This window comes from Staphylococcus sp. GDY8P94P (assembly GCF_017892255.1).
GTDB classification, from domain to species: Bacteria; Bacillota; Bacilli; order Staphylococcales; family Staphylococcaceae; genus Staphylococcus; species Staphylococcus cohnii.
The window spans coordinates 99,853-118,657 of the sequence record NZ_JAESKU010000008.1; the positions used below are offsets into that span (position 1 = coordinate 99,853).

An 18,805-nucleotide genomic window follows, 5' to 3' on the forward strand; every position below is an offset into this window, starting at 1 on the left:
AGTTTTATTTGATATCAACTTATATAACTATACATTTTTATTTAAACTACAAAAATATTATAATTCATATAACTATATATCAATAGATAAATTTATTATACTTTAACATTTACAATTAAAATATGAAAGCGTATACTTATTATTATTGAATATTATCAGGAGGGTTTATATGGGAATCAAAGTGAATAAAAAGCTCATCTTTTTCCTTGGTGCATTGGGAGGATTACTCTATGGTTATGACATGGGAGTTATATCAGGTGCACTATTATTTATAAAAGATGATATACCGTTAAATAGTTTTACTGAAGGTCTTGTCGTTGCGTCTATGTTAGTCGGCGCTATATTTGGCTCCGGTGCGAGTGGACCTATGTCTGATAGGTTAGGTCGTAGACGCGTTGTATTTATTATCGCTATTATTTATATTGTCGGTGCATTAATTTTAGCCTTGGCACCATCAATGCCAGTATTAGTAATCGGTAGACTTGTTATCGGATTAGCTGTCGGTGGTTCAACAGCAATCGTACCAGTATATTTATCTGAAATGGCACCTACCGAACAACGTGGTTCGTTAAGTTCATTAAACCAATTAATGATTACAATTGGTATTTTATCTTCATATTTAATTAACTATGCTTTCACACCAATCGAAGGATGGAGATGGATGCTCGGTCTAGCAGTATTACCTTCACTCATTCTTTTAATCGGTGTGGCATTTATGCCTGAAAGCCCTAGATGGCTACTTGAACATAAAAGTGAAAAAGCTGCTCGTGATGTTATGAAATTAACGTTTAAAGAAAGCGAAATCGATAAAGAAATTGCCGATATGAAAGAAATAAATGCTATTTCTGAAAGCACTTGGAATGTTTTAAAATCACCTTGGTTACGACCAACACTTATCATTGGTAGTGTATTTGCTTTATTACAACAAATTATAGGTATTAACGCTATTATTTATTATGCACCAACGATATTTAGTAAAGCTGGTCTTGGTGATGCAACTTCTATATTAGGTACGGTTGGTATTGGTACTGTAAACGTCCTTATTACGATTGTAGCGATTATGATTATTGATAAAATAGATCGTAAGCGATTATTAGTAATTGGTAATATTGGTATGGTGGCATCACTATTAATCATGGCAATATTAGTTTGGACAATCGGTATTCAATCTTCTGCTTGGATTATGGTCGCTTGTCTAACACTTTTCATCATATTCTTTGGATTCACTTGGGGACCAGTACTTTGGGTTATGTTACCAGAATTATTCCCAATGCGTGCACGTGGTGCTGCAACAGGAATCGCTGCTTTAGTACTATCGATTGGTAGTTTACTAGTTGCGCAATTATTCCCTATTTTGACTGATGTTTTATCAGTAGAACAAGTATTCTTGATCTTCGCAGCTGTTGGTGTCTTCGCTTTAATCTTTGTCATTAAATACTTACCAGAAACACGTGGACGCAGTTTAGAAGAAATTGAAGCTGATTTGCGTTCTAGAACAAATGCAACAGATGTCAATGTTAAAGAGTCAAAATAAACACTATATTTCTAAATCACAACTAAAATGAGTTTTTATGATATTAAAAAATCCATTCTCAAAATAAGAGAGCTAATCCATCTTGGATTTGCTCAGACTGTCAACAAAGTCTCCGACTTTGTTGGCAGTTTTTTTGTGCACGCTTTCCGCGGGCACTGCCTTAGCCTGTAGTCTTCGGCTAGTGCGCTTCCCGCAGGAGTCGGCCCAAATACTGCCAATATCACACTAAAAATATTATTAATTCAGAGACTATTTTGTCTCAAATCAATGAGACAAACAATCAAAGAAGTTGTGAAAAGTAGATACTTTTCACTCCCAAGAAGCATTGGGGATTGAAACAAATAAATGAAGATTAACACAAGAAAAAGCTATATAAATAAACATTAGACATACCCTTCGCAAATTAATGCGAAGGGTTTGTTTACGTTCTGAGCTAATCCACCTTGGATTACTCTTTTTGTATCTTGCAAATTAATCGTGCATGCTTCCTTGGGATATGGTTCTACTCGTATCATTCCCCTGAGTGCTAACGCGTATAATTATCGCTAAAAAATGAAAACATTTAATATAAAATAAAAACACGTCAGTTACTATAATGATGATATAGAAATTGACGTGTACTTTCAGATATATCTATCTCCATGTCACTTCTTTGCATCTTAATATTTTTAAAAATATTTAGTATTTGATATACATACCACAAGAATGAGGTTCCGTAGTCGTAAATCCGAATTGTTCATATAATTTATCTGCCGGATAATCTGCCATTAAACTCACATAAGTACCATCTTCTGAAACAGATGAGATATATTTCATAATATCTGTCATTACCTGTTTACCATAACCCTGACCTTGATAACGTGGTTCTACTGCTATGTCAATAATTTGAAAAGCAGTACCTCCATCACCAATTACTCTTCCCATCGCTATTAATAAGTCGTCATCATATATTGTGACGTCAAAGCATGCATTTGATATCCCTTTTTCTGCCGCCTTTTGTGATTTTTCACTCAATCCAGCTTTTTTCCTCATATTTCTATAATCTTGTACCGTTGGTGCCTCATATTTTACTTTAACCATGTTGTGTCATCCCCCAAACTACAAAGCAAACATTTATAGCATAATCATATAAATGTGTTTATAAATATTTTTTCATCACTACTTTATTAGACTCTTTAAATGCATCATTATGACTAGATACATAACCTTCAGGATCCGCTTCAGGTTCAACATAAAGTTTAGCTAGATTAGCTGCGTTTGCTGCATCACTAAAAGCACTCGCGATTAAATGTGCTTTTGCTTCATGATAAATAATATCACCACAAGCATATAAACCTTCAATACTCGTTGCCGTGTTACCAAATCCTTTAATATTATATTCACTATGCATATCAACTTGAGTTGTAGACTGTTCTAACAATGTATTTTCTCTATCAAATCCATGACTGACAATAACTTCGTCGAAAGATCGTACCTCTTGTTCTCCTGTTTCAATGTTTTCTAATATTACTTGTTCTATACGTGACTGGGTTTCGTCACCTATTAATTGATAAATATGTGTGTTGGCTAACTTTTCCACTGCAAGTTTATTTAATATATCTTTCATTGCTTCATAACCTTTGATATCCGCTTTTCGATAAATTAATGTCACACTATTAGCATAACCACTTAAATCATTCGCCCAGTCTAGCGCAGAATTACCTGCACCTGAAATCAACACATCTTTGTCTTTAAAATGTTTTAAGGACTGAACTACATAATGTAAATTTGTTAATTGATATCTTTCTGCTCCCTTGATATCAAGTTGTTTTGGATTAATGATACCACCACCAATGGCGATGATGACAGATTTTGATTCATATACATTTCCTTTATTGGTCTCTACTTCAAAATGGCGTTCAGCCATTTTTCTAATATCTATAACGCGTTCCTCTAAATTTACTTTAGGATTAAAATGTAAACCTTGACTAACAGTATCTTGAATAATTTCATAACAAGGCTTCGGTGCCAATCCCCCGATATCCCAAATAATCTTTTCGGGATAAACGTGCATTTTACCACCTAGCTTATCTTGAATATCAATAATTCTTACATTCATCCCTCTTAATCCAGAATAAAAGCTCGCGAACAAACCGGCTGGTCCACCACCGATAATGATTACATCATCCATAATAATCCTCCTACATGTACTTCTTCTTAATACCTATTATCCTATTATTGATAATGCTTATCAATTAAAAAGGCAACTTTTTAATAAATAATTACTTTATATGTAAAATGATATAAAAAAAGACGATCAAATTCATAACGATCGTCTGCTATATATATAATTATATTTATTTAGAAAAATTTATTTATACAAATTATTTTTCTGTTTTTTTGACAATGGCGTTTTTAAGCAAGAAAAATAATAAAATAAAACCAGCTGTAATTACTGTATGTCCAATACCAGCATAGCCGGCAAATGATTCTGGAACTTTAAGTCCAATAACTTGGTATGTCCCTTTTGTAAACATCATGCCAATCGTCAATAATACACCTATATTATACACAATAAAGAACCAATTAAATAAATAGTAACTACTCAAATTAAATACCTTCGTTACCGGTAATAAAATGAGATGCATAAACATTCCTAATATTAACGTATGCGTATGTACTACAACCAATTGTGTATCACCTGTAAAGTCATAGGCAAGTGTTAATTCACGATAATAAAAACCACTAAGCAATCCTAAGATTGTATAAATTAAAAAAGCGTATAATATTCTGCGCATTCAAAATCCTCCTTAAAAATATTATAAAATAAATCTTCTTAAATTACAGTGACAATTCATCAAACTTCAAAAAAAGCTAGTAATCAGAATCTGATTACTAGCTCAATCACTTATACTTTATCTTTCTTTACGAGATTTTTTAAAAATTGCTATTAGCGCTAAAATAATGGCTACGATAGACACAACCCATAAAGCGATAGAATCATTAGCAGGTTGACTGTTTTCAGAATCAACATCAGCATTTTTTGATACTTTAGTTACAGGTGAAGGTTTTTCCGCGTCTTCATCTCCATCCCATTTAACGGTTTCTCCATCATCATAAGTTTGATAAGCATCCCACTTAAATTCGCCTTCTTTATCTGGATTTGCTACTTGTATAGGCAAATCAACGAATTCATTAGGTCCAATACCTTTTTCTTTAGCTATCCAAGTTATTTTTGTAATATTACCATCATCATCTTTAGTTAATTTATGGTCAAATGTTTCCTGTGGTGCTACACCTACAACGTTTACACCCTCAGGTACCTTTAACTCTATTTTTGTTGTATTTGCTTCTTTTTCTACTGGAACTCTTACATCATATTTTTCATAAGAACCTGGTTCACTCGTATCAGGGTTCATTGTCACATGGGCATCTGCACTTTTTGAAAATACTAAAACAGTAAAACAAACTACGAGGGCTAAAATAAATTGTTTTTTCATCTTTTAAGCTCCTATCCTGGAATATTTAATTGACTCATCATTACACCTGCTAATATAAGTAAGATACCTATACTTAATTCTATGATTAATGCATATCTATTTGTCTGACGATGCTTACCAAGCGCTCTAGTTGTTTGATAAAATCCTAGCGTCATCATCACAATTGTTAGCAGAACCTTAACAAGTAATAATACGGTCCATGTCTGAATGTTTTGCCATAGTGACAAGACATTCGTTTGATCTATTGACATCAGGACACCTGATATGACAATTAACATGACAGCGCTAATATTTACTTTTAATAAAAAAGGTCTCATTTGAATTACTTCAAATTGCTTTTTACCTAATACCATAATGGTCAAATAAATCAGTGCACCTAACCAAAATGATATACCTACAATGTGTATTACTCTGATGAAAATCGACCATATTGGTATAGACTGAGACCAAGCATGTCCTGACATACTAAGTGTAATTAATATTAGACTAGGGATAAATATGTACCAACTTGTTGCCATATTTTTCAAAGTGAAAAGTAATAGTAATATGATTACTGCAACCATCGTTAATATGAATGGTGTTTGCAATAAGGTGGTTTTTTGCAGACTTAACACATCTGACACAATATCAGAAGATAAAGTCATCATATAAATTAACACTGTGATAACGGAAGTCATAACCAATATTAAAACGGTTGGCAGTGTATACGTTTTTAAATTTAAATGAGGTAATCTTTGTCTTTTAGCTAAGGCGTTAACTAAATAAAAACCTGTAAGTGTAATCAATAGTCCTTCTAATATAAAGCGCGTAACTCCAAACCAAAAGTCTGCTTGTTCATAAAATGGTGGTGCCGTGTCGATGCCATTTGCTGTTTGTTTTCCAACTGAAAATTCAAAACTATCATTGATTTCATGCCCATCTGCAGACATTGTATGCCAATGAATGCTATGTGTTCCTTTATTTAAATTTTCAATTGGAAACGTCAATGTTTGTGAAGACCCTGTTGTACTTGGCTTTACTTCTGTAATTTCAGAACCTTTATCATCATAGATTTGTATACTTGAATATTTTGCATGGACTGGTTCATTAAATTGTAATGTTATTTCATTTGGTGCGTTATCAACCACACTGTTTTGCGTTGGTGTGACTTTTTCTAAAGTTGCATGTGCTGATACTTGCTGAGAAAAGATAACAACCCCAATTATCAACGAAATTATAAATATAACATAAGAAAACTTATGGATTTTAAATGTTAATTGCACTTTCATCCCCCTTTTCAAAAAGTTTATATTATCAATAATATTAAATGAAATATACATTCACAATATAAATTTGATTTTGTCATTTTTTGGACAAATAATTACAATTTAAATATTATTGTTTTAATTAATTAAAAACAAAATATTAGTTTATATTCCATTATTAAAAATATTTATAATGTATCGTTATTAAAATAACAAAGGACTAATCCGTCTGTCTGATACGGACTAGTCCTTTGTTTTATGAACGGGCTTTAAATCTCATATTCTTACCAAGAAACCAATGAATTAAACTAGAGTATAACTCATTGAAATTCATCTTGCTCAACTTGTACAATTTTATCTACTTTTCGTTGAGAGCCGCCTTCCCAACTTACATTCAAGTAAGCTTCAACATTCTTTTTAGCAACTTCTATACCGATTATTTGTGCACCCATTGTAAGTATTTGTGCATTGTTACTTAACTGGGCACGCTCTGCAGAATAATAGTCATGCGCCAAAGCAGCACGAATTCCTTTTAATTTGTTGGCAGTTATTGCCACGCCGATGCCAGTTCCACAAATAAGAACGCCACGTTCATTATCCCCTTGTTGAATACTTTTACCAACTTCAGCAGCAACATCTGGATAATCCGTTTCTGCACAATGATGACAACCAAAATCTTCTACTTCATGACCGAGTTTTTCTATATGAGCTTTCACTGCCTCTTTTAAATTGTAACCATTATGATCTGCACCTATTGCTATTTTCATGCTAACTCACTCCTCCTTATATATTTATCACTTAGCTTATACATATGATTTAAATGTATTTAACATCAGATACGCTGACATCGCACCAGGATCTACATGGCCTTGCGAACGATAGCCTAGCCTTTTGGAACGACCCTTATTAGAAACAATATCCTTTGTGCTTTCCATACCTTTCTTAGCTTCTAGAAGTGCAAGCGCAAATGCTTCCTTGAAATTAATATTTTGAGATTTAGATGATTCTAATGAGAGATAAAATGGTTCAAGTGTATCAATCATCGTTTTATCACCTATTTCAGCTTTACCTCTAGCCTTAATTCCTTTACTGAATGCAATCCAAAATTGGTATAAGTCTGTATCATTCAGTTCAGTTTTATTTTTTACTGCAACTGCTGCCTTTAAATAACCTGAAGCATATAAAGGGCCAACAGATGAACCTACAGCATCTAAAAAACTTTTACCCACAGCAACACTAATTTTTGCAATATCATTTTGTGCCTGTAATTCGTTGTGAATTGTATCTTTTACAGCTTGATAACCAATATTCATCGTCACACCATGATCGCCATCACCAATTTTTCTATCTAATTCACATAGGTTATCCTTTTGTTCTTCAAACAACTCAGCTAACGCTAGGATGAATGATTTATATGTTTCACTTGTTAATGTCATAATAAATTCCCCCTAGACTTCCTTAAAGTTTGGACAATCGACAGGATGATCTATGCATGACTTTAATGTCTCGTCCAATTTCATCAACGTCACTGAGAAACCACCCATTTCCATTGATGTAATAAAATTACCCACATATGATTTATATGTCTTAATATTGTTTTCACTTAATATTGCATCAACTTCTTTATTGATAATATATAACTCCATTTGTGAAGTCGCGCCTAAACCATTTACTAGGACAACTACTTCGTCGTCTGGTTGATAAAGTCCCTCTTTCAAAATATTTTTCATAATCACTTGGACGGTTTCTTGTGCTGTACGTATCGTCGTTTTTTCAATACCTGGTTCACCATGATGTCCTAATCCAATTTCCATCTCATTATCTTCAAGATCAAAACTTGGTTTGCCTGTTTGAGGTAAATAACAAGGGCTTAATCCAATACCCATAGAGCGTGTGTGATCATTAGCCAGTTGCGCAATACGACGGACTTCCTCTAAATTGTATCCAAAATCTGCAGCAGCGCCTGCTGCTTTATAAACCAGTAATTCACCTGCTATACCACGTCTCTCTTCAATTTCCTTCGCTGAAGCGACATCATCGTTTCCTATAACAACTGCAGTTTCAATATCATCTTCAACTTCTGTCATTTCGCTGGCCATCTCAAAATTCATTAAATCTCCTGCGTAGTTTCCATAAATATATAACACGCCATGACTATCATGAATTTCTCTGGTAACAGCTTGTATAGGAATTGGTGAAGGTGAAGCAAATATATTACCTATTGCCACACCATCAGCCATACCTTGGCCAACATAGCCGATAAAAGCCGGCTCATGTCCTGACCCTCCACCAATTAAGACACTCACTTTACGATTGGGGTGGCGTTTTTTACCAATTAGTGCTCTTTGATGTAAGTTTGAACGTTTAATATATTCGGGATAAGCAATTAAATATCCAGCCATTAGTTCATCTATGACATTATCAGGATTATTAATCATCTTTTTCATTTATAGTCTCTCCTTTTAACTGTCTATGCTTATCTATCATTTCGCTGTTTTAAGGTACAAGTACAATTTTCAGTGACTTATCGCCTTTTTTCATTAATTCGAATCCTTCTTCAAATTCTTGAAGTGGTAATTGATGGGTCACTACACCATCAGTAGGGTAGTCGCCATTCTGTATACCATTTATCACAAGAGGATAACAATAAGGTCCTAAGTGACTTCCCATTAAATCTAGTTCTTTACGATCAGAAATGATGCTCCAGTCAACAGTTACTGGATCGCCAAATACAGAAAACTCTACAAATCTACCTAACTTCCTAATGGCACTTAAACCTTGTTCAACAGATTTAGGATGACCTGTCGCTTCAATATAAGTATCACAACCATAACCTTCCGTCATATCTTTGATTTCTTTTACCACATCAACTTTAGCTGGATTCATCACAATGTCTGCACCAAATTGTTTCGCTAATTCTAAACGGTCATCTTTCATATCTAGTACAACCAGAGTTTCAGCTCCTGATTTTTTAGCTGCTCCTATCATACCTAGACCCAATGTTCCAGCACCTGATAATACAACGAAATCCCCTAATTTGATGTTTGCACGTTGTACTGCATGTAAACTACAAGCATATGGTTCAATAAGAATTGCTTTTTCTATCGGTAAGTCTTCAGGAACTTTATAATTTATTGCTTCCTTAGTGAATTTCATGTATTCAGCCATACCGCCATTTACATTATTTTGGAAACCATATAAGTCGTGTTTTTCACACATCCAATACTCGCCACGCTTACAAAATCTACATTCCCAACAAGGTACAATCTGTTCGGAAATAACACGATCACCTATTTCAAAATCAGTCACATCTTCGCCTTTTTCAACAATACGTGCAATAAACTCATGTCCAGGTATCATCGGTGCTTTAATATAAGAAGGTTGTGTTTCATCGCCCCAAAAACTTGGTGCGCCACCATATGCTTTAATATCTCCTGCACAAATGCCACATGCTTCAACTTTTACAATAATTTCTTTTGAATTCTCAATTATCGGTGTATCTACTGTTTCATATTTATAATCCCCTGGCGCATATGCTACAACTGCATTCATTTTGTCTGGATAATTTTTATTTGTCATTTTCAACAACCCCTTCTTTTATTAGAAAACGCTTTCATTTATAACTACAATTCTAATATATATTTTCATTTCTTTCAAATATTTTTTCGTTTATTTCCGTTTTGCTTTTGTTTTGTTATTTTTATAAAAAATTGTGTTAAACTAAATCATGAGCATAAGGAGGTTGCGAATCATATGAAAATGTATGCAGATGAACGACGAGAGCACATATATACTTATATAAAGTCACATAAAAGAGCTACTGTAAAACAGCTTTCAGATTACTTAAGCGTGACAGAAGCAACAGTTCGAAGTGATTTAAGACTTTTAGAAAGTGAAAATAAGGTTACACGCACACATGGCGGTGCAAAAGTAAATGATACGATGACTTCAAAGTTAAACTTTTCTTACCGCTTAACACAAAAACATCGTGAAAAACATAAGATAAGTGAGTTTGCACTAAATAAAATAGAACCACAACAATGCATACTCATAGACGCAAGTTCAACAACGTATGAACTTGCAAAATTAATATCTGAAACTACCATGGAACTTACTATTATTACAAATGGGTTGGAAAATGCAGTACTTTTAAAAGAAAATCCTAACTTAACAGTGCTCGTAGTTGGAGGGTTTGTTTCTCAAGATTCAAACGCGATTACCGGAAACATTGATTCACAAATTTTAGAAATGTACCATATTGATTACTTCTTTTTATCTGCAAATGGTTTTACCTTAGAAAATGGTTTAACTGATTTTTCATTACCTGAAGTTCAACTCAAAAAGCAGATGGTTCAAGAAAGTGAAAAAGTAATTGCTTTGATAGACCACAGTAAGTTTGATATCTCATCTACTTTATCATTCGCTAAAATCACTGACATTTCTGAAGTTATAACAGATGAAGCACCCAATAAAAAATGGTTACAACACACACCATTTAAATTAACTGTTGTTTAATAACAAAATTTCACAAAATAAAAAGCTGTACCAATTAGGAAAAACATTACTCACCTAATTGGTACAGCTTATTTTTTACTTAAAATACTTATCCAATCATTTTATATACCACCTGTCCATCCAACAGTAGTGAAGATATACAACACAATTGAACCTACGATAATCCAGATTAAAAATAATGGCGCCATAAACTTAAACCAAGAACTAAAATTAGCTTTTGCAATAGCAATCGCACCAACTGTCGCACCTAAAGTTGGTGTGATTAAATTGCCTAATCCCCCACCAAAAGATAGTGAAGTTAACAGTATTTGATCATTCACACCAAGCGTATGTGTAACAGGTTGTAATATTGGAATCATCACACTCATTAAACCTGAACCCGATGGTACTAAAAAGTTAAATACTGTTGCTACTAAAAATATTAATATTGAAACGACACCTGATGAAGAGCCATCAAGTTGTGTCGTCAATCCATTGACAATCGTACTTAAAATTTTACCCTTTTCAAGTATGACACTGATAGTATTTGCCATGATAATGGCAAAAGCTACAACTAACATTGGTTTTGCTCCTGCTAAAAATCCATCCACCATTTCACTAGATCGTTTACTTTTGACTAGATAAGCAAGCACAAAACTAATACCAAAAACAGTTATAAATACACCATTGCCATATTTCTCAGTCCAACTTAACATACCATTGCCTATCGCTAATACTATGGGTGTAAAAATCACTAATCCTACTACAACCAAATCTCTCCAATTAATTGTTCTATCTTTTAAATCAATTTCTGCAGTTGTTGTTTGTGTATCATTTTGTTGCCAAGATGTTGTGTTCATTAAACTTTTATTGGGTGATTTAATAACCCTTCTCGCATACCAGATAACATATAATAAAGTGACCAATAAAAACACTATGTACATAATTGCTCTACCGCCGTATCCAGAATATAAAGTGACCTCCGGATAAACGATTTGACCAATTTTAGCCATACCTGAAGGAGAAACTGAAAAGGCCATATACAAAGGTAGGAAGGTCATACCAAGGGCAATAATTGGATCTAATTTTAACCTATTCGCTAAAATTACACCGAGCGTGACAAAGACAATCATCTGATCGCCACCTACAAAAAATCCTATAAATGCCATTAAAGAAAATAATCCAATAATAAGAGGTAAAGCACCTGCATGTTCAAATCTATATATCATATAATTTGTTAACTTCGTCACTGAGTCCAATTGCAACATACCACCAATTGCCCCACCAACAAACAACAGTAAAGTTACAGTTTGAGCAGATTGTATACCGCCATTTAATATTAAGGTAATCGCATAAAACGGATTAACTGGATTTTGTGAAATAGCATGATAAGTTCCTTGTACAATCTCACCACTTTTTGTAGTATCAAATTCGCCAGCCGGAATGATATATGTCAATAAACATGCAAACATCATCATCATCAACATCATTAATAACACGTGTGGTAATTGGAATTTTCTTTTTTCTTTTATTTGCTCTTGTTCAACATCTACTTGCGAATGATGTGAAGTTGCACTATATTCAGACATTCTATTTCACTCCTTAAAATTCAATTAAATTAGTTATGCTCTACTTTTGTTCGACTATATCTATTTTCTTTAAAAGGAATACCAAGATGATCACGTAATGTACTACCTTCATAAGATTTTGAATAATAACCTTTTGACTCTAATATTGGTAACACTTCATTTAAAAATTCATCATATATTTCACCATAAACATGTGGACCAAAGATAAAGCCATCTGCTGCACCTTGTTCAAACCATTCAATTATCAATGCTGCTACTTCTTCATAAGTACCTGTAAATGGTGACTGTCTTACTGTTTCTTCTAGAGCAACTTCTCTTAACGTTAAATTTTGTGATTTTGCTCGCTCAGCAATCGCATCAGTCGTAGCACGAAAACTATTTTTCCCTACATCACCTAATTCTGGAAATGGTGCATCTAACTCATATTGACTAAAGTCATGATGATCATAATATCTTCCTAAGTAATCTAAAGCTTCCTCAATTGTCGCTAGTGATTTAAGCTCATTTAGTCGTCTTTCTACTTCGTCTTTATCTTTGCCAATGACTGGTGCTAACATTGGGTAAACTTTAACATGATCAGGGTCACGCTCAAATGCTTGGGCTTGGTTTTTAATACTGTCATAATTACTTTTCGCAATCTCAAGTGACTCACCTAGTGTAAAGACAGCATCAGCATATTTAGCTGCATAAGCTTGTCCCTTAGGAGAAGCTCCAGCTTGAAATATAACAGGTTGACCTTGTTCAGAACGACTTGCATTCAAAGGACCTTTGACTTGGAAATATTGACCTTTGTAATCTAATGTATGCATCTTACTTTTATCCACATATTCGCCTGACTCAACATCAAATGTAAATGCATCATCTTCATATGAATCCCATAAGCCTTGTACTACCTGGATATGTTCTTCAGCAATATCATATCGAATATCATGTTCTGGATGGTCTCCTTTGCTATAATTGTCAGCACTTCCAGCTAAAGGTGAAGTTACTACATTCCAACCTGCACGGCCTTTACTGATTTTATCAATGGTTGAAAGTTGTCTGGCCACTGTGAACGGCTCACTATATGAAGTTGAAATCGTACCTACTAATCCAATTTGACGTGTTATTGGCGCAAGTGCTGCTAAAAATGTTAATGGTTCATGTCTATCTAAAAAATGTGGTATTGATTTTTCATTGATATATAATCCGTCTGCTACAAAAACGAAACTAAAGCCAGCTTTTTCTGCTTTACGAGCAATATCAAGTTGAAAATCAAAATTTGTACTTGCATCACTTGGGACGTCATTTGATTTCCAAGCATGCATATGGCTACCAGGACCATTCAACATAATTCCAAAATCTATTTTTTTATTTGTCATTTTACCCCTGCTTTCAAATTCGTTTTCTCATATACACGTGCTAGTTGCTCTACTGTTTTTAATCTTAATGAGTGGTTTTGTACTGGCATATGAAACATAAATTCATCAACTTGATCATCTATATCTAATTCATGAATTTGTTGTTTTATGGACTCAGCTGTACCATTAAATACTTCTATTTGTTGTTCTTCAATTTCAAAGGTTCTTGAACTTTGCTTTTTAAAATCATCTATTTGATGTTCGCTTGACACCGTTAATTTTTGACCGTCATCAAAGTGCAAAACATAATTTGTGCGTCCCTCTTCAATTAACGCGCTTTCTGCTTCACTATTCGATACAACAGCAGCTAAGGCTATAATTATTTTCCCTTCAGGATAAAATGCTTTATATGTACGAATTGCTTTGTGTAAAAGATCATTATTAGAATTCAAAAAATATGCATAAATAAAACCGACTTTTTCTTCTGCTGCAAAGCGTGCTGACCGTTCACTTCCTCCCAAAAGAAAAACATGCGGTTTCTCAATCTCTTTATTACGAATCGTTGTTTTTAAATTTGAATACGGATTTTCTTCAGGAAAGTTTTCATTATTAAATTGATTTAAAAGATGAAATTTATCATTGAAAGACATAGGTGCATTTTTAATATCTTCTTGCAAAGCTTGTGTCGCTAAAGGAAAACCACCAGGTGCTTTGCCTATACCTAAATCTACTCTTCCCGGAGCAATTTGGCTCATAAAATGAAACTGTTCAATCACTTTGAATGGACTATAATGCTGTAACATAACCCCACCAGAACCAACATTTATTCGACTTGTTTGGTTTAATAAATGTGTAACTAATATTTCAGGGCTCGTACCAACGACCTCTTGTATATTATGATGCTCTGCAACAAAATATCTTGTATAATTCAGGCCTTCTGCTAATTGCGCTAGTTCAACAGTTCTATTTATCCCTTCACTAACTGTTTCATTGTGATCTATTGGACTTTGATCAAGTATGCTAATAGATGTCATAAACAATCCCCCAATCGATTTCTGAAAATTATATTAGTTACAATCTTAGGCTCACTCTATCATTTTGTCAAGTACCCTTATCGATTTACTAAGGATTAAAAATGTGTTCATTTTGATATGCCATTGTATTCCAAACTTTTGACAAATCATTTATCAATCGTACTGAAAAGTGCTATCTAAATACCTCTTATTTAATAAAAAAGAGCAGGATAATATCACTCTTTAGTAAAGTGATATTATCCTGCTCTAATTTGAAAGACTCGTCATAAAAGTGATTCTTGTTATGACATGCCTAATTAAATAATATTAATTTTTGCATAAATTGTGGTTACAATCATATTTTAATACGACCAACCTAAAGTATGTTCCACTTCATCATCTTCATTTTCAATATTGTCTATATCAATCATAGATTCTGAAATATTTCTAGAATGGTAACCAATACGTTCTAAGATAGCAATCATATCTAAATAAAGTAAGCCGCCTTCTAAAGAACATTCTCCCGAACTTAAACGCTTGATGTGTTTTTTTCTTAAATCATGTTCTAATGCATACGAATCATTACTCAAGCGAACGATTTCATCTTTTTTAACTCTGTCATATACGTTAAACATGTCAATTGTTTTTTCAAGTGACGCATCGACATGGTTATATAGCCTTTCAATACTTTGTTCTGCTTTTGCAGATATCTGAATTGATTCTGTTTCTTTTTTCTTTAAATCTAATAAATACGCTTCTGTTAAACTTGCTACTTTAATAAAAGTTCGATTAACATCGAATAACACAGACATTCTTTCTGCATCTTGTTTGGATATCTTCTTCTCTGAGATTTTTGTTAAATATTGCCTTACATTGTCATACATACTTTCGACAGCAGCATATTTTTGAAGTATATCTTTTTCTGTTTTATAGTCATAATGCTTAGCATGTCTGAACATATCAAATGTCATACGCCCTATATTTTGAATTTCATCTTGTGCTTCTTGTAACGCAATATTAGGTGCTCTGTTTATTAAATTTTTATCTAACATTCTTGGTTTATATTTTTCATTCAAATCTTCACCTGGTACTAACTTCGTCACAATCCATGCTAAGACGAAAATAAACGGTAATTGTATGATTGTGTTCGTCACATTAAATGTACCATGTGCAAATGCAATAACCATTTCAGGTTTTAAATTCATAACCCCTTGCATCCATTCAATAACTAGTTGATAGAGTGGCATAATTATTAAGAAAATAATAGCACCTATCACATTGAATAGTACATGGACAGCTGCAACACGTTTGGCAGCCAATGAACCTGCTAGACTGGCCAGCACCGCAGTGATTGTCGTACCAATATTATCACCTAAAAGTACAGGAAGTGCACCATGTAAACTAATTAAATCATTAGCGAAGAATCCTTGTAAAATACCAATTGTAGCACTTGAACTTTGTATAATAACTGTTAATAATGTTCCTGCTAACACACCATATATTGGGTTAGAAGACATATCTAACATAATTTGCTTGAACGAATCTAAGTTTGCTAAAGGTTTAACCGCACCACTCATTAATTCTAAACCATAGAATAATGCACCAAAACCAAATAAAATCATACCAACATTTTTCACTTTACGTTTTTGAATAAAGAAAATTAAAAATGCACCAATTGCTAAAATTGGTAGCGAATATTCACCGATATCAATACCTATAATAAATGCAGTAACTGTAGTACCAATATTCGCTCCCATAACTACTCCAATTGCTTGGCGCATAGTCATAAACCCTGCACTAACAAGTCCTATAGTAATTACTGTTGCGCCTGAGCTACTTTGAATTAATATCGTTACAATCATACCAGCCAAGACACCCATTAAAGGGTTACTTGTAAAAGTATTTAAAATGCTTCTTAATCTATCACCAGCTGCGGCTTGCAAACCGTCACCCATTTGTTTAATACCATATAGAAAAATACCTAATCCACCGATAAAGGTAAAAATTATCTCCATTACAGAAGAATCCATCGTTACACCTCTTTAAAATATTTGTAAACTATGTGAATTATAACTGATTTTTGTTAAGTTAATGTTAATTTATCATTAAAATTGCAAAGGATTTTCTCAACATTTCTGTAATCATATTTCACTGAAATATGCAAACCTTTCCAAATCCTATATCTACGCTGATTTAAAATATGCTATTTATAAATTACACAAATTTCTACCTTTAGCATATATTAAAATTAATGCAGAAAGATACTTGTCAACCGCTCTAATCTTCGCTAATATAATTAAGAATTTAATGAAGGGAAGATTTGTATTGTGATCACTGCTTATAAACATACTCAAACACAAGAAATAATAGCATCAACATTAGATGATGATGCTTCATGGATCAATGTTGTAGACCCAAATTGGGAAGAAATAGAACATTTAATAGATTTATACCATTTACCTGAAGATTTTATTAGAGACCCTCTAGATACTGAGGAAAGTTCTCGTGTTGAATACGATGAAGAAACGGGCTATTCCCTTATAATCCTTGACCTGCCAGTTGTTAATGATACAAATCTTAATGTACTCTCATTTATAACAATTCCTTTAGGTATAATAATTGGTAATAAGAAAATATTTACTGTATGTAATGTTGAAAATGAGTTTCTTGAAAAATTTAGCCATCAAAATCTAAATTTACATTTTCATAGCCGATTTGCGCTTAATATATTATTAACGATTGCAAATCATTATAATAGAAACCTTAGGTTATTAAATAAGACGAGGTTACGTATAGAACGTGATTTAAAAAATAATGTGACAAACAAGCAACTATATAATTTAATGGAAGTTGAAAAGAGCTTAGTTTATTTCTTAGCTGCTTTAAAAGGTAATGAAACTATAGTAAAAAAACTCTTTAGATTGCCTGCAATCAAACGTTTTGAAGAGGATGAAGATTTACTGGAAGACTTAGTCATAGAAAATAATCAAGCACTAGAAACCACAAGATTATATACTGACATATTAGAAAGTATTACTACTTCTTATGCATCACTACTTTCAAATGAAATGAATAATACAATGAAAACATTGACGCTATTTACCGTCTTTTTAACATTGCCAACTTTAGTATTCAGTTTTTTTGGTATGAATGTACCACTACCTATTGATGAACATAGTTATATCTCTTGGGTTATTGTAATCGGTATTTCATTAGTTATCGTTTCATTTGTGGGCGCATTTCTATGGAGAAAGCAAAAGTTTTGAAATAAGACGTACACGCAAGTCACCATATATTAAAAATGAGAATGCATGATCATTATGCTTAAAACAAAGGACGCTACCATTTGATATGGTAGCGTCCTTTGTTTTTTCAAATTGTTTTAACGACATCTAAAAATGAATACTAACTTACTTTAATTTGCTAATGACACTAACCTATAGACTTCATATCTTCTTTAGTAATATCATCATAATAATATTTTATTTTATAGATAAAATAATCTTTTAACCTATTTACGTTTGACAAAGTGTTTGAGGCTTGTTGCAAATGAATTAACCATGATCTAGCTGGACACTCAGTATCATAAAATTCTTTATGAATTCTCACTGTTTCTCTATTAACAGGTAATTGATATTTCTTTAAAATTGCAGCAGCTAACCAGAAACTAACTTCTTCCACCTTCATAAATGCACTATCCGTTAAGACGCCATTTATTTTAGACTGACATCTTTCGATACCAATATAATGCGTATTGGCGAATGTATTTCCACAGTGCCATTCAGTATATTGTGTCGGGTGAAACCAGTAGCAAGTGTCTTGATCAATGTAGACGCTCGCCCATCCTTTTTCTAATTCATTTTTTTTAATTCGATTATTTAACCATGCAATATAATTTTGGGCTGTATAATTTTCGGCATCATCGTGTAGAACGACACCTAAAATATCCTTTTTTAGTTCAGTGATTTTATCGTCTATTTTGTAATAATTAGAGTATATATGTTTCATAAATTCCCTTCTTTAATACTTAAATTTTTGTGTCAGAAGTTCGTTTAATTTATCTGCTTTAAATTTAATGATGTGCACAATTTAATTTTCTTAGTTGAATTAGG

Annotated in this window: 17 protein-coding genes; 3 read left to right on the forward strand and 14 right to left on the reverse strand. The window is 33.0% G+C overall.

All coding sequences use genetic code 11. The annotated features are described in order from the left end of the window. Positions 1-169 precede the first annotated feature (169 nt). Positions 170-1,534, forward strand: a complete 1,365-nt coding sequence (gene glcP, locus KA926_RS04925) for a glucose transporter GlcP (RefSeq protein ID WP_154409439.1) — start codon at positions 170-172, stop codon at positions 1,532-1,534. Between the two features lie 678 nt (positions 1,535-2,212). On the opposite strand, the gene KA926_RS04930 is transcribed toward glcP, so the two are convergent. The 9 genes from KA926_RS04930 to KA926_RS04970 form a co-directional block, all read right to left on the reverse strand. Further along, positions 2,213-2,614, reverse strand: coding sequence for a GNAT family N-acetyltransferase (locus KA926_RS04930; protein WP_107384987.1), 402 nt, complete (start codon positions 2,612-2,614; stop codon positions 2,213-2,215). A 58-nt stretch (positions 2,615-2,672) separates the two neighbouring features. Then, on the reverse strand, positions 2,673-3,704 hold the full coding sequence (locus tag KA926_RS04935; RefSeq protein ID WP_107385700.1) for an NAD(P)/FAD-dependent oxidoreductase: 1,032 nt from the start codon (positions 3,702-3,704) through the stop codon (positions 2,673-2,675). A 193-nt stretch (positions 3,705-3,897) separates the two neighbouring features. Next, positions 3,898-4,311 (reverse strand): DUF2871 domain-containing protein, encoded by a 414-nt coding sequence (locus KA926_RS04940; RefSeq protein ID WP_107384989.1) that lies wholly within the window; start codon positions 4,309-4,311, stop codon positions 3,898-3,900. A gap of 117 nt (positions 4,312-4,428) precedes the next feature. Next, positions 4,429-5,013 carry a YcnI family copper-binding membrane protein gene (locus KA926_RS04945; protein ID WP_107384990.1) on the reverse strand — a complete coding sequence of 195 codons (585 nt, stop codon included), beginning with the start codon at positions 5,011-5,013 and terminating at the stop codon, positions 4,429-4,431. Positions 5,014-5,024: 11 nt separating this feature from the next. Further along, positions 5,025-6,275, reverse strand: a complete 1,251-nt coding sequence (locus KA926_RS04950) for a copper resistance CopC/CopD family protein (RefSeq protein ID WP_107384991.1) — start codon at positions 6,273-6,275, stop codon at positions 5,025-5,027. 302 nt (positions 6,276-6,577) lie between these two features. Next, positions 6,578-7,024 (reverse strand): ribose 5-phosphate isomerase B, encoded by a 447-nt coding sequence (rpiB, locus tag KA926_RS04955; protein WP_107384823.1) that lies wholly within the window; start codon positions 7,022-7,024, stop codon positions 6,578-6,580. Positions 7,025-7,060: 36 nt separating this feature from the next. After that, positions 7,061-7,693 carry a dihydroxyacetone kinase subunit DhaL gene (gene dhaL, locus KA926_RS04960; protein WP_107384824.1) on the reverse strand — a complete coding sequence of 211 codons (633 nt, stop codon included), beginning with the start codon at positions 7,691-7,693 and terminating at the stop codon, positions 7,061-7,063. Between the two features lie 12 nt (positions 7,694-7,705). Next, the gene (locus tag KA926_RS04965; RefSeq protein WP_107384825.1) at positions 7,706-8,704 is read right to left on the reverse strand and encodes a dihydroxyacetone kinase subunit DhaK; all 999 of its coding nucleotides are present in this window, start codon (positions 8,702-8,704) and stop codon (positions 7,706-7,708) included. A 49-nt stretch (positions 8,705-8,753) separates the two neighbouring features. Next, positions 8,754-9,836, reverse strand: coding sequence for an MDR/zinc-dependent alcohol dehydrogenase-like family protein (locus KA926_RS04970; protein ID WP_107385701.1), 1,083 nt, complete (start codon positions 9,834-9,836; stop codon positions 8,754-8,756). A gap of 174 nt (positions 9,837-10,010) precedes the next feature. Between KA926_RS04970 and KA926_RS04975 the strand changes: the two genes are divergently transcribed. Beyond that, positions 10,011-10,772 (forward strand): DeoR/GlpR family DNA-binding transcription regulator, encoded by a 762-nt coding sequence (locus KA926_RS04975; protein ID WP_107384827.1) that lies wholly within the window; start codon positions 10,011-10,013, stop codon positions 10,770-10,772. 101 nt (positions 10,773-10,873) lie between these two features. Here KA926_RS04975 and KA926_RS04980 read toward each other — a convergent pair whose 3' ends face one another. The 4 genes from KA926_RS04980 to KA926_RS04995 all read right to left on the reverse strand — a co-directional run bounded on the left by KA926_RS04980 (position 10,874) and on the right by KA926_RS04995 (position 16,723). Beyond that, the gene (locus KA926_RS04980) at positions 10,874-12,340 is read right to left on the reverse strand and encodes a Na+/H+ antiporter NhaC family protein (RefSeq protein WP_107384828.1); all 1,467 of its coding nucleotides are present in this window, start codon (positions 12,338-12,340) and stop codon (positions 10,874-10,876) included. Positions 12,341-12,369: 29 nt separating this feature from the next. Beyond that, entirely contained in the window at positions 12,370-13,701 is a 1,332-nt protein-coding gene (locus KA926_RS04985; RefSeq protein WP_107384829.1) for an LLM class flavin-dependent oxidoreductase, read from the reverse strand. Further along, positions 13,698-14,714, reverse strand: coding sequence for an MsnO8 family LLM class oxidoreductase (locus tag KA926_RS04990; protein WP_107384830.1), 1,017 nt, complete (start codon positions 14,712-14,714; stop codon positions 13,698-13,700). The genes KA926_RS04985 and KA926_RS04990 overlap by 4 nt, the downstream gene beginning before the upstream one ends. Before the next feature lie 341 nt (positions 14,715-15,055). Continuing rightward, on the reverse strand, positions 15,056-16,723 hold the full coding sequence (locus KA926_RS04995; protein ID WP_210143717.1) for a Na/Pi cotransporter family protein: 1,668 nt from the start codon (positions 16,721-16,723) through the stop codon (positions 15,056-15,058). A 297-nt stretch (positions 16,724-17,020) separates the two neighbouring features. Here KA926_RS04995 and KA926_RS05000 point away from each other — a divergent pair, with 297 nt between their 5' ends. Next, positions 17,021-17,959 (forward strand): magnesium transporter CorA family protein, encoded by a 939-nt coding sequence (locus KA926_RS05000; RefSeq protein ID WP_107384832.1) that lies wholly within the window; start codon positions 17,021-17,023, stop codon positions 17,957-17,959. A gap of 166 nt (positions 17,960-18,125) precedes the next feature. On the opposite strand, the gene KA926_RS05005 is transcribed toward KA926_RS05000, so the two are convergent. Next, entirely contained in the window at positions 18,126-18,701 is a 576-nt protein-coding gene (locus KA926_RS05005; protein WP_107385703.1) for a peptidoglycan recognition protein family protein, read from the reverse strand. Positions 18,702-18,805 lie beyond the last annotated feature (104 nt).

Excerpts from the sequence above, each read along its gene's own strand:
- glcP (WP_154409439.1), top strand. The coding sequence starts at position 170 with ATGGGAATCAAAGTGAATAAAAAGCTCATCTTTTTCCTTGGTGCATTG.
- KA926_RS04930 (WP_107384987.1), bottom strand. The coding sequence starts at position 2,614 with ATGGTTAAAGTAAAATATGAGGCACCAACGGTACAAGATTATAGAAAT.
- KA926_RS04935 (WP_107385700.1), bottom strand. The coding sequence starts at position 3,704 with ATGGATGATGTAATCATTATCGGTGGTGGACCAGCCGGTTTGTTCGCG.
- KA926_RS04940 (WP_107384989.1), bottom strand. The coding sequence starts at position 4,311 with ATGCGCAGAATATTATACGCTTTTTTAATTTATACAATCTTAGGATTG.
- KA926_RS04945 (WP_107384990.1), bottom strand. The coding sequence starts at position 5,013 with ATGAAAAAACAATTTATTTTAGCCCTCGTAGTTTGTTTTACTGTTTTA.
- rpiB (WP_107384823.1), bottom strand. The coding sequence starts at position 7,024 with ATGAAAATAGCAATAGGTGCAGATCATAATGGTTACAATTTAAAAGAG.
- dhaL (WP_107384824.1), bottom strand. The coding sequence starts at position 7,693 with ATGACATTAACAAGTGAAACATATAAATCATTCATCCTAGCGTTAGCT.
- KA926_RS04965 (WP_107384825.1), bottom strand. The coding sequence starts at position 8,704 with ATGAAAAAGATGATTAATAATCCTGATAATGTCATAGATGAACTAATG.
- KA926_RS04970 (WP_107385701.1), bottom strand. The coding sequence starts at position 9,836 with ATGACAAATAAAAATTATCCAGACAAAATGAATGCAGTTGTAGCATAT.
- KA926_RS04975 (WP_107384827.1), top strand. The coding sequence starts at position 10,011 with ATGAAAATGTATGCAGATGAACGACGAGAGCACATATATACTTATATA.
- KA926_RS04980 (WP_107384828.1), bottom strand. The coding sequence starts at position 12,340 with ATGTCTGAATATAGTGCAACTTCACATCATTCGCAAGTAGATGTTGAA.
- KA926_RS04985 (WP_107384829.1), bottom strand. The coding sequence starts at position 13,701 with ATGACAAATAAAAAAATAGATTTTGGAATTATGTTGAATGGTCCTGGT.
- KA926_RS04990 (WP_107384830.1), bottom strand. The coding sequence starts at position 14,714 with ATGACATCTATTAGCATACTTGATCAAAGTCCAATAGATCACAATGAA.
- KA926_RS04995 (WP_210143717.1), bottom strand. The coding sequence starts at position 16,723 with ATGGATTCTTCTGTAATGGAGATAATTTTTACCTTTATCGGTGGATTA.
- KA926_RS05005 (WP_107385703.1), bottom strand. The coding sequence starts at position 18,701 with ATGAAACATATATACTCTAATTATTACAAAATAGACGATAAAATCACT.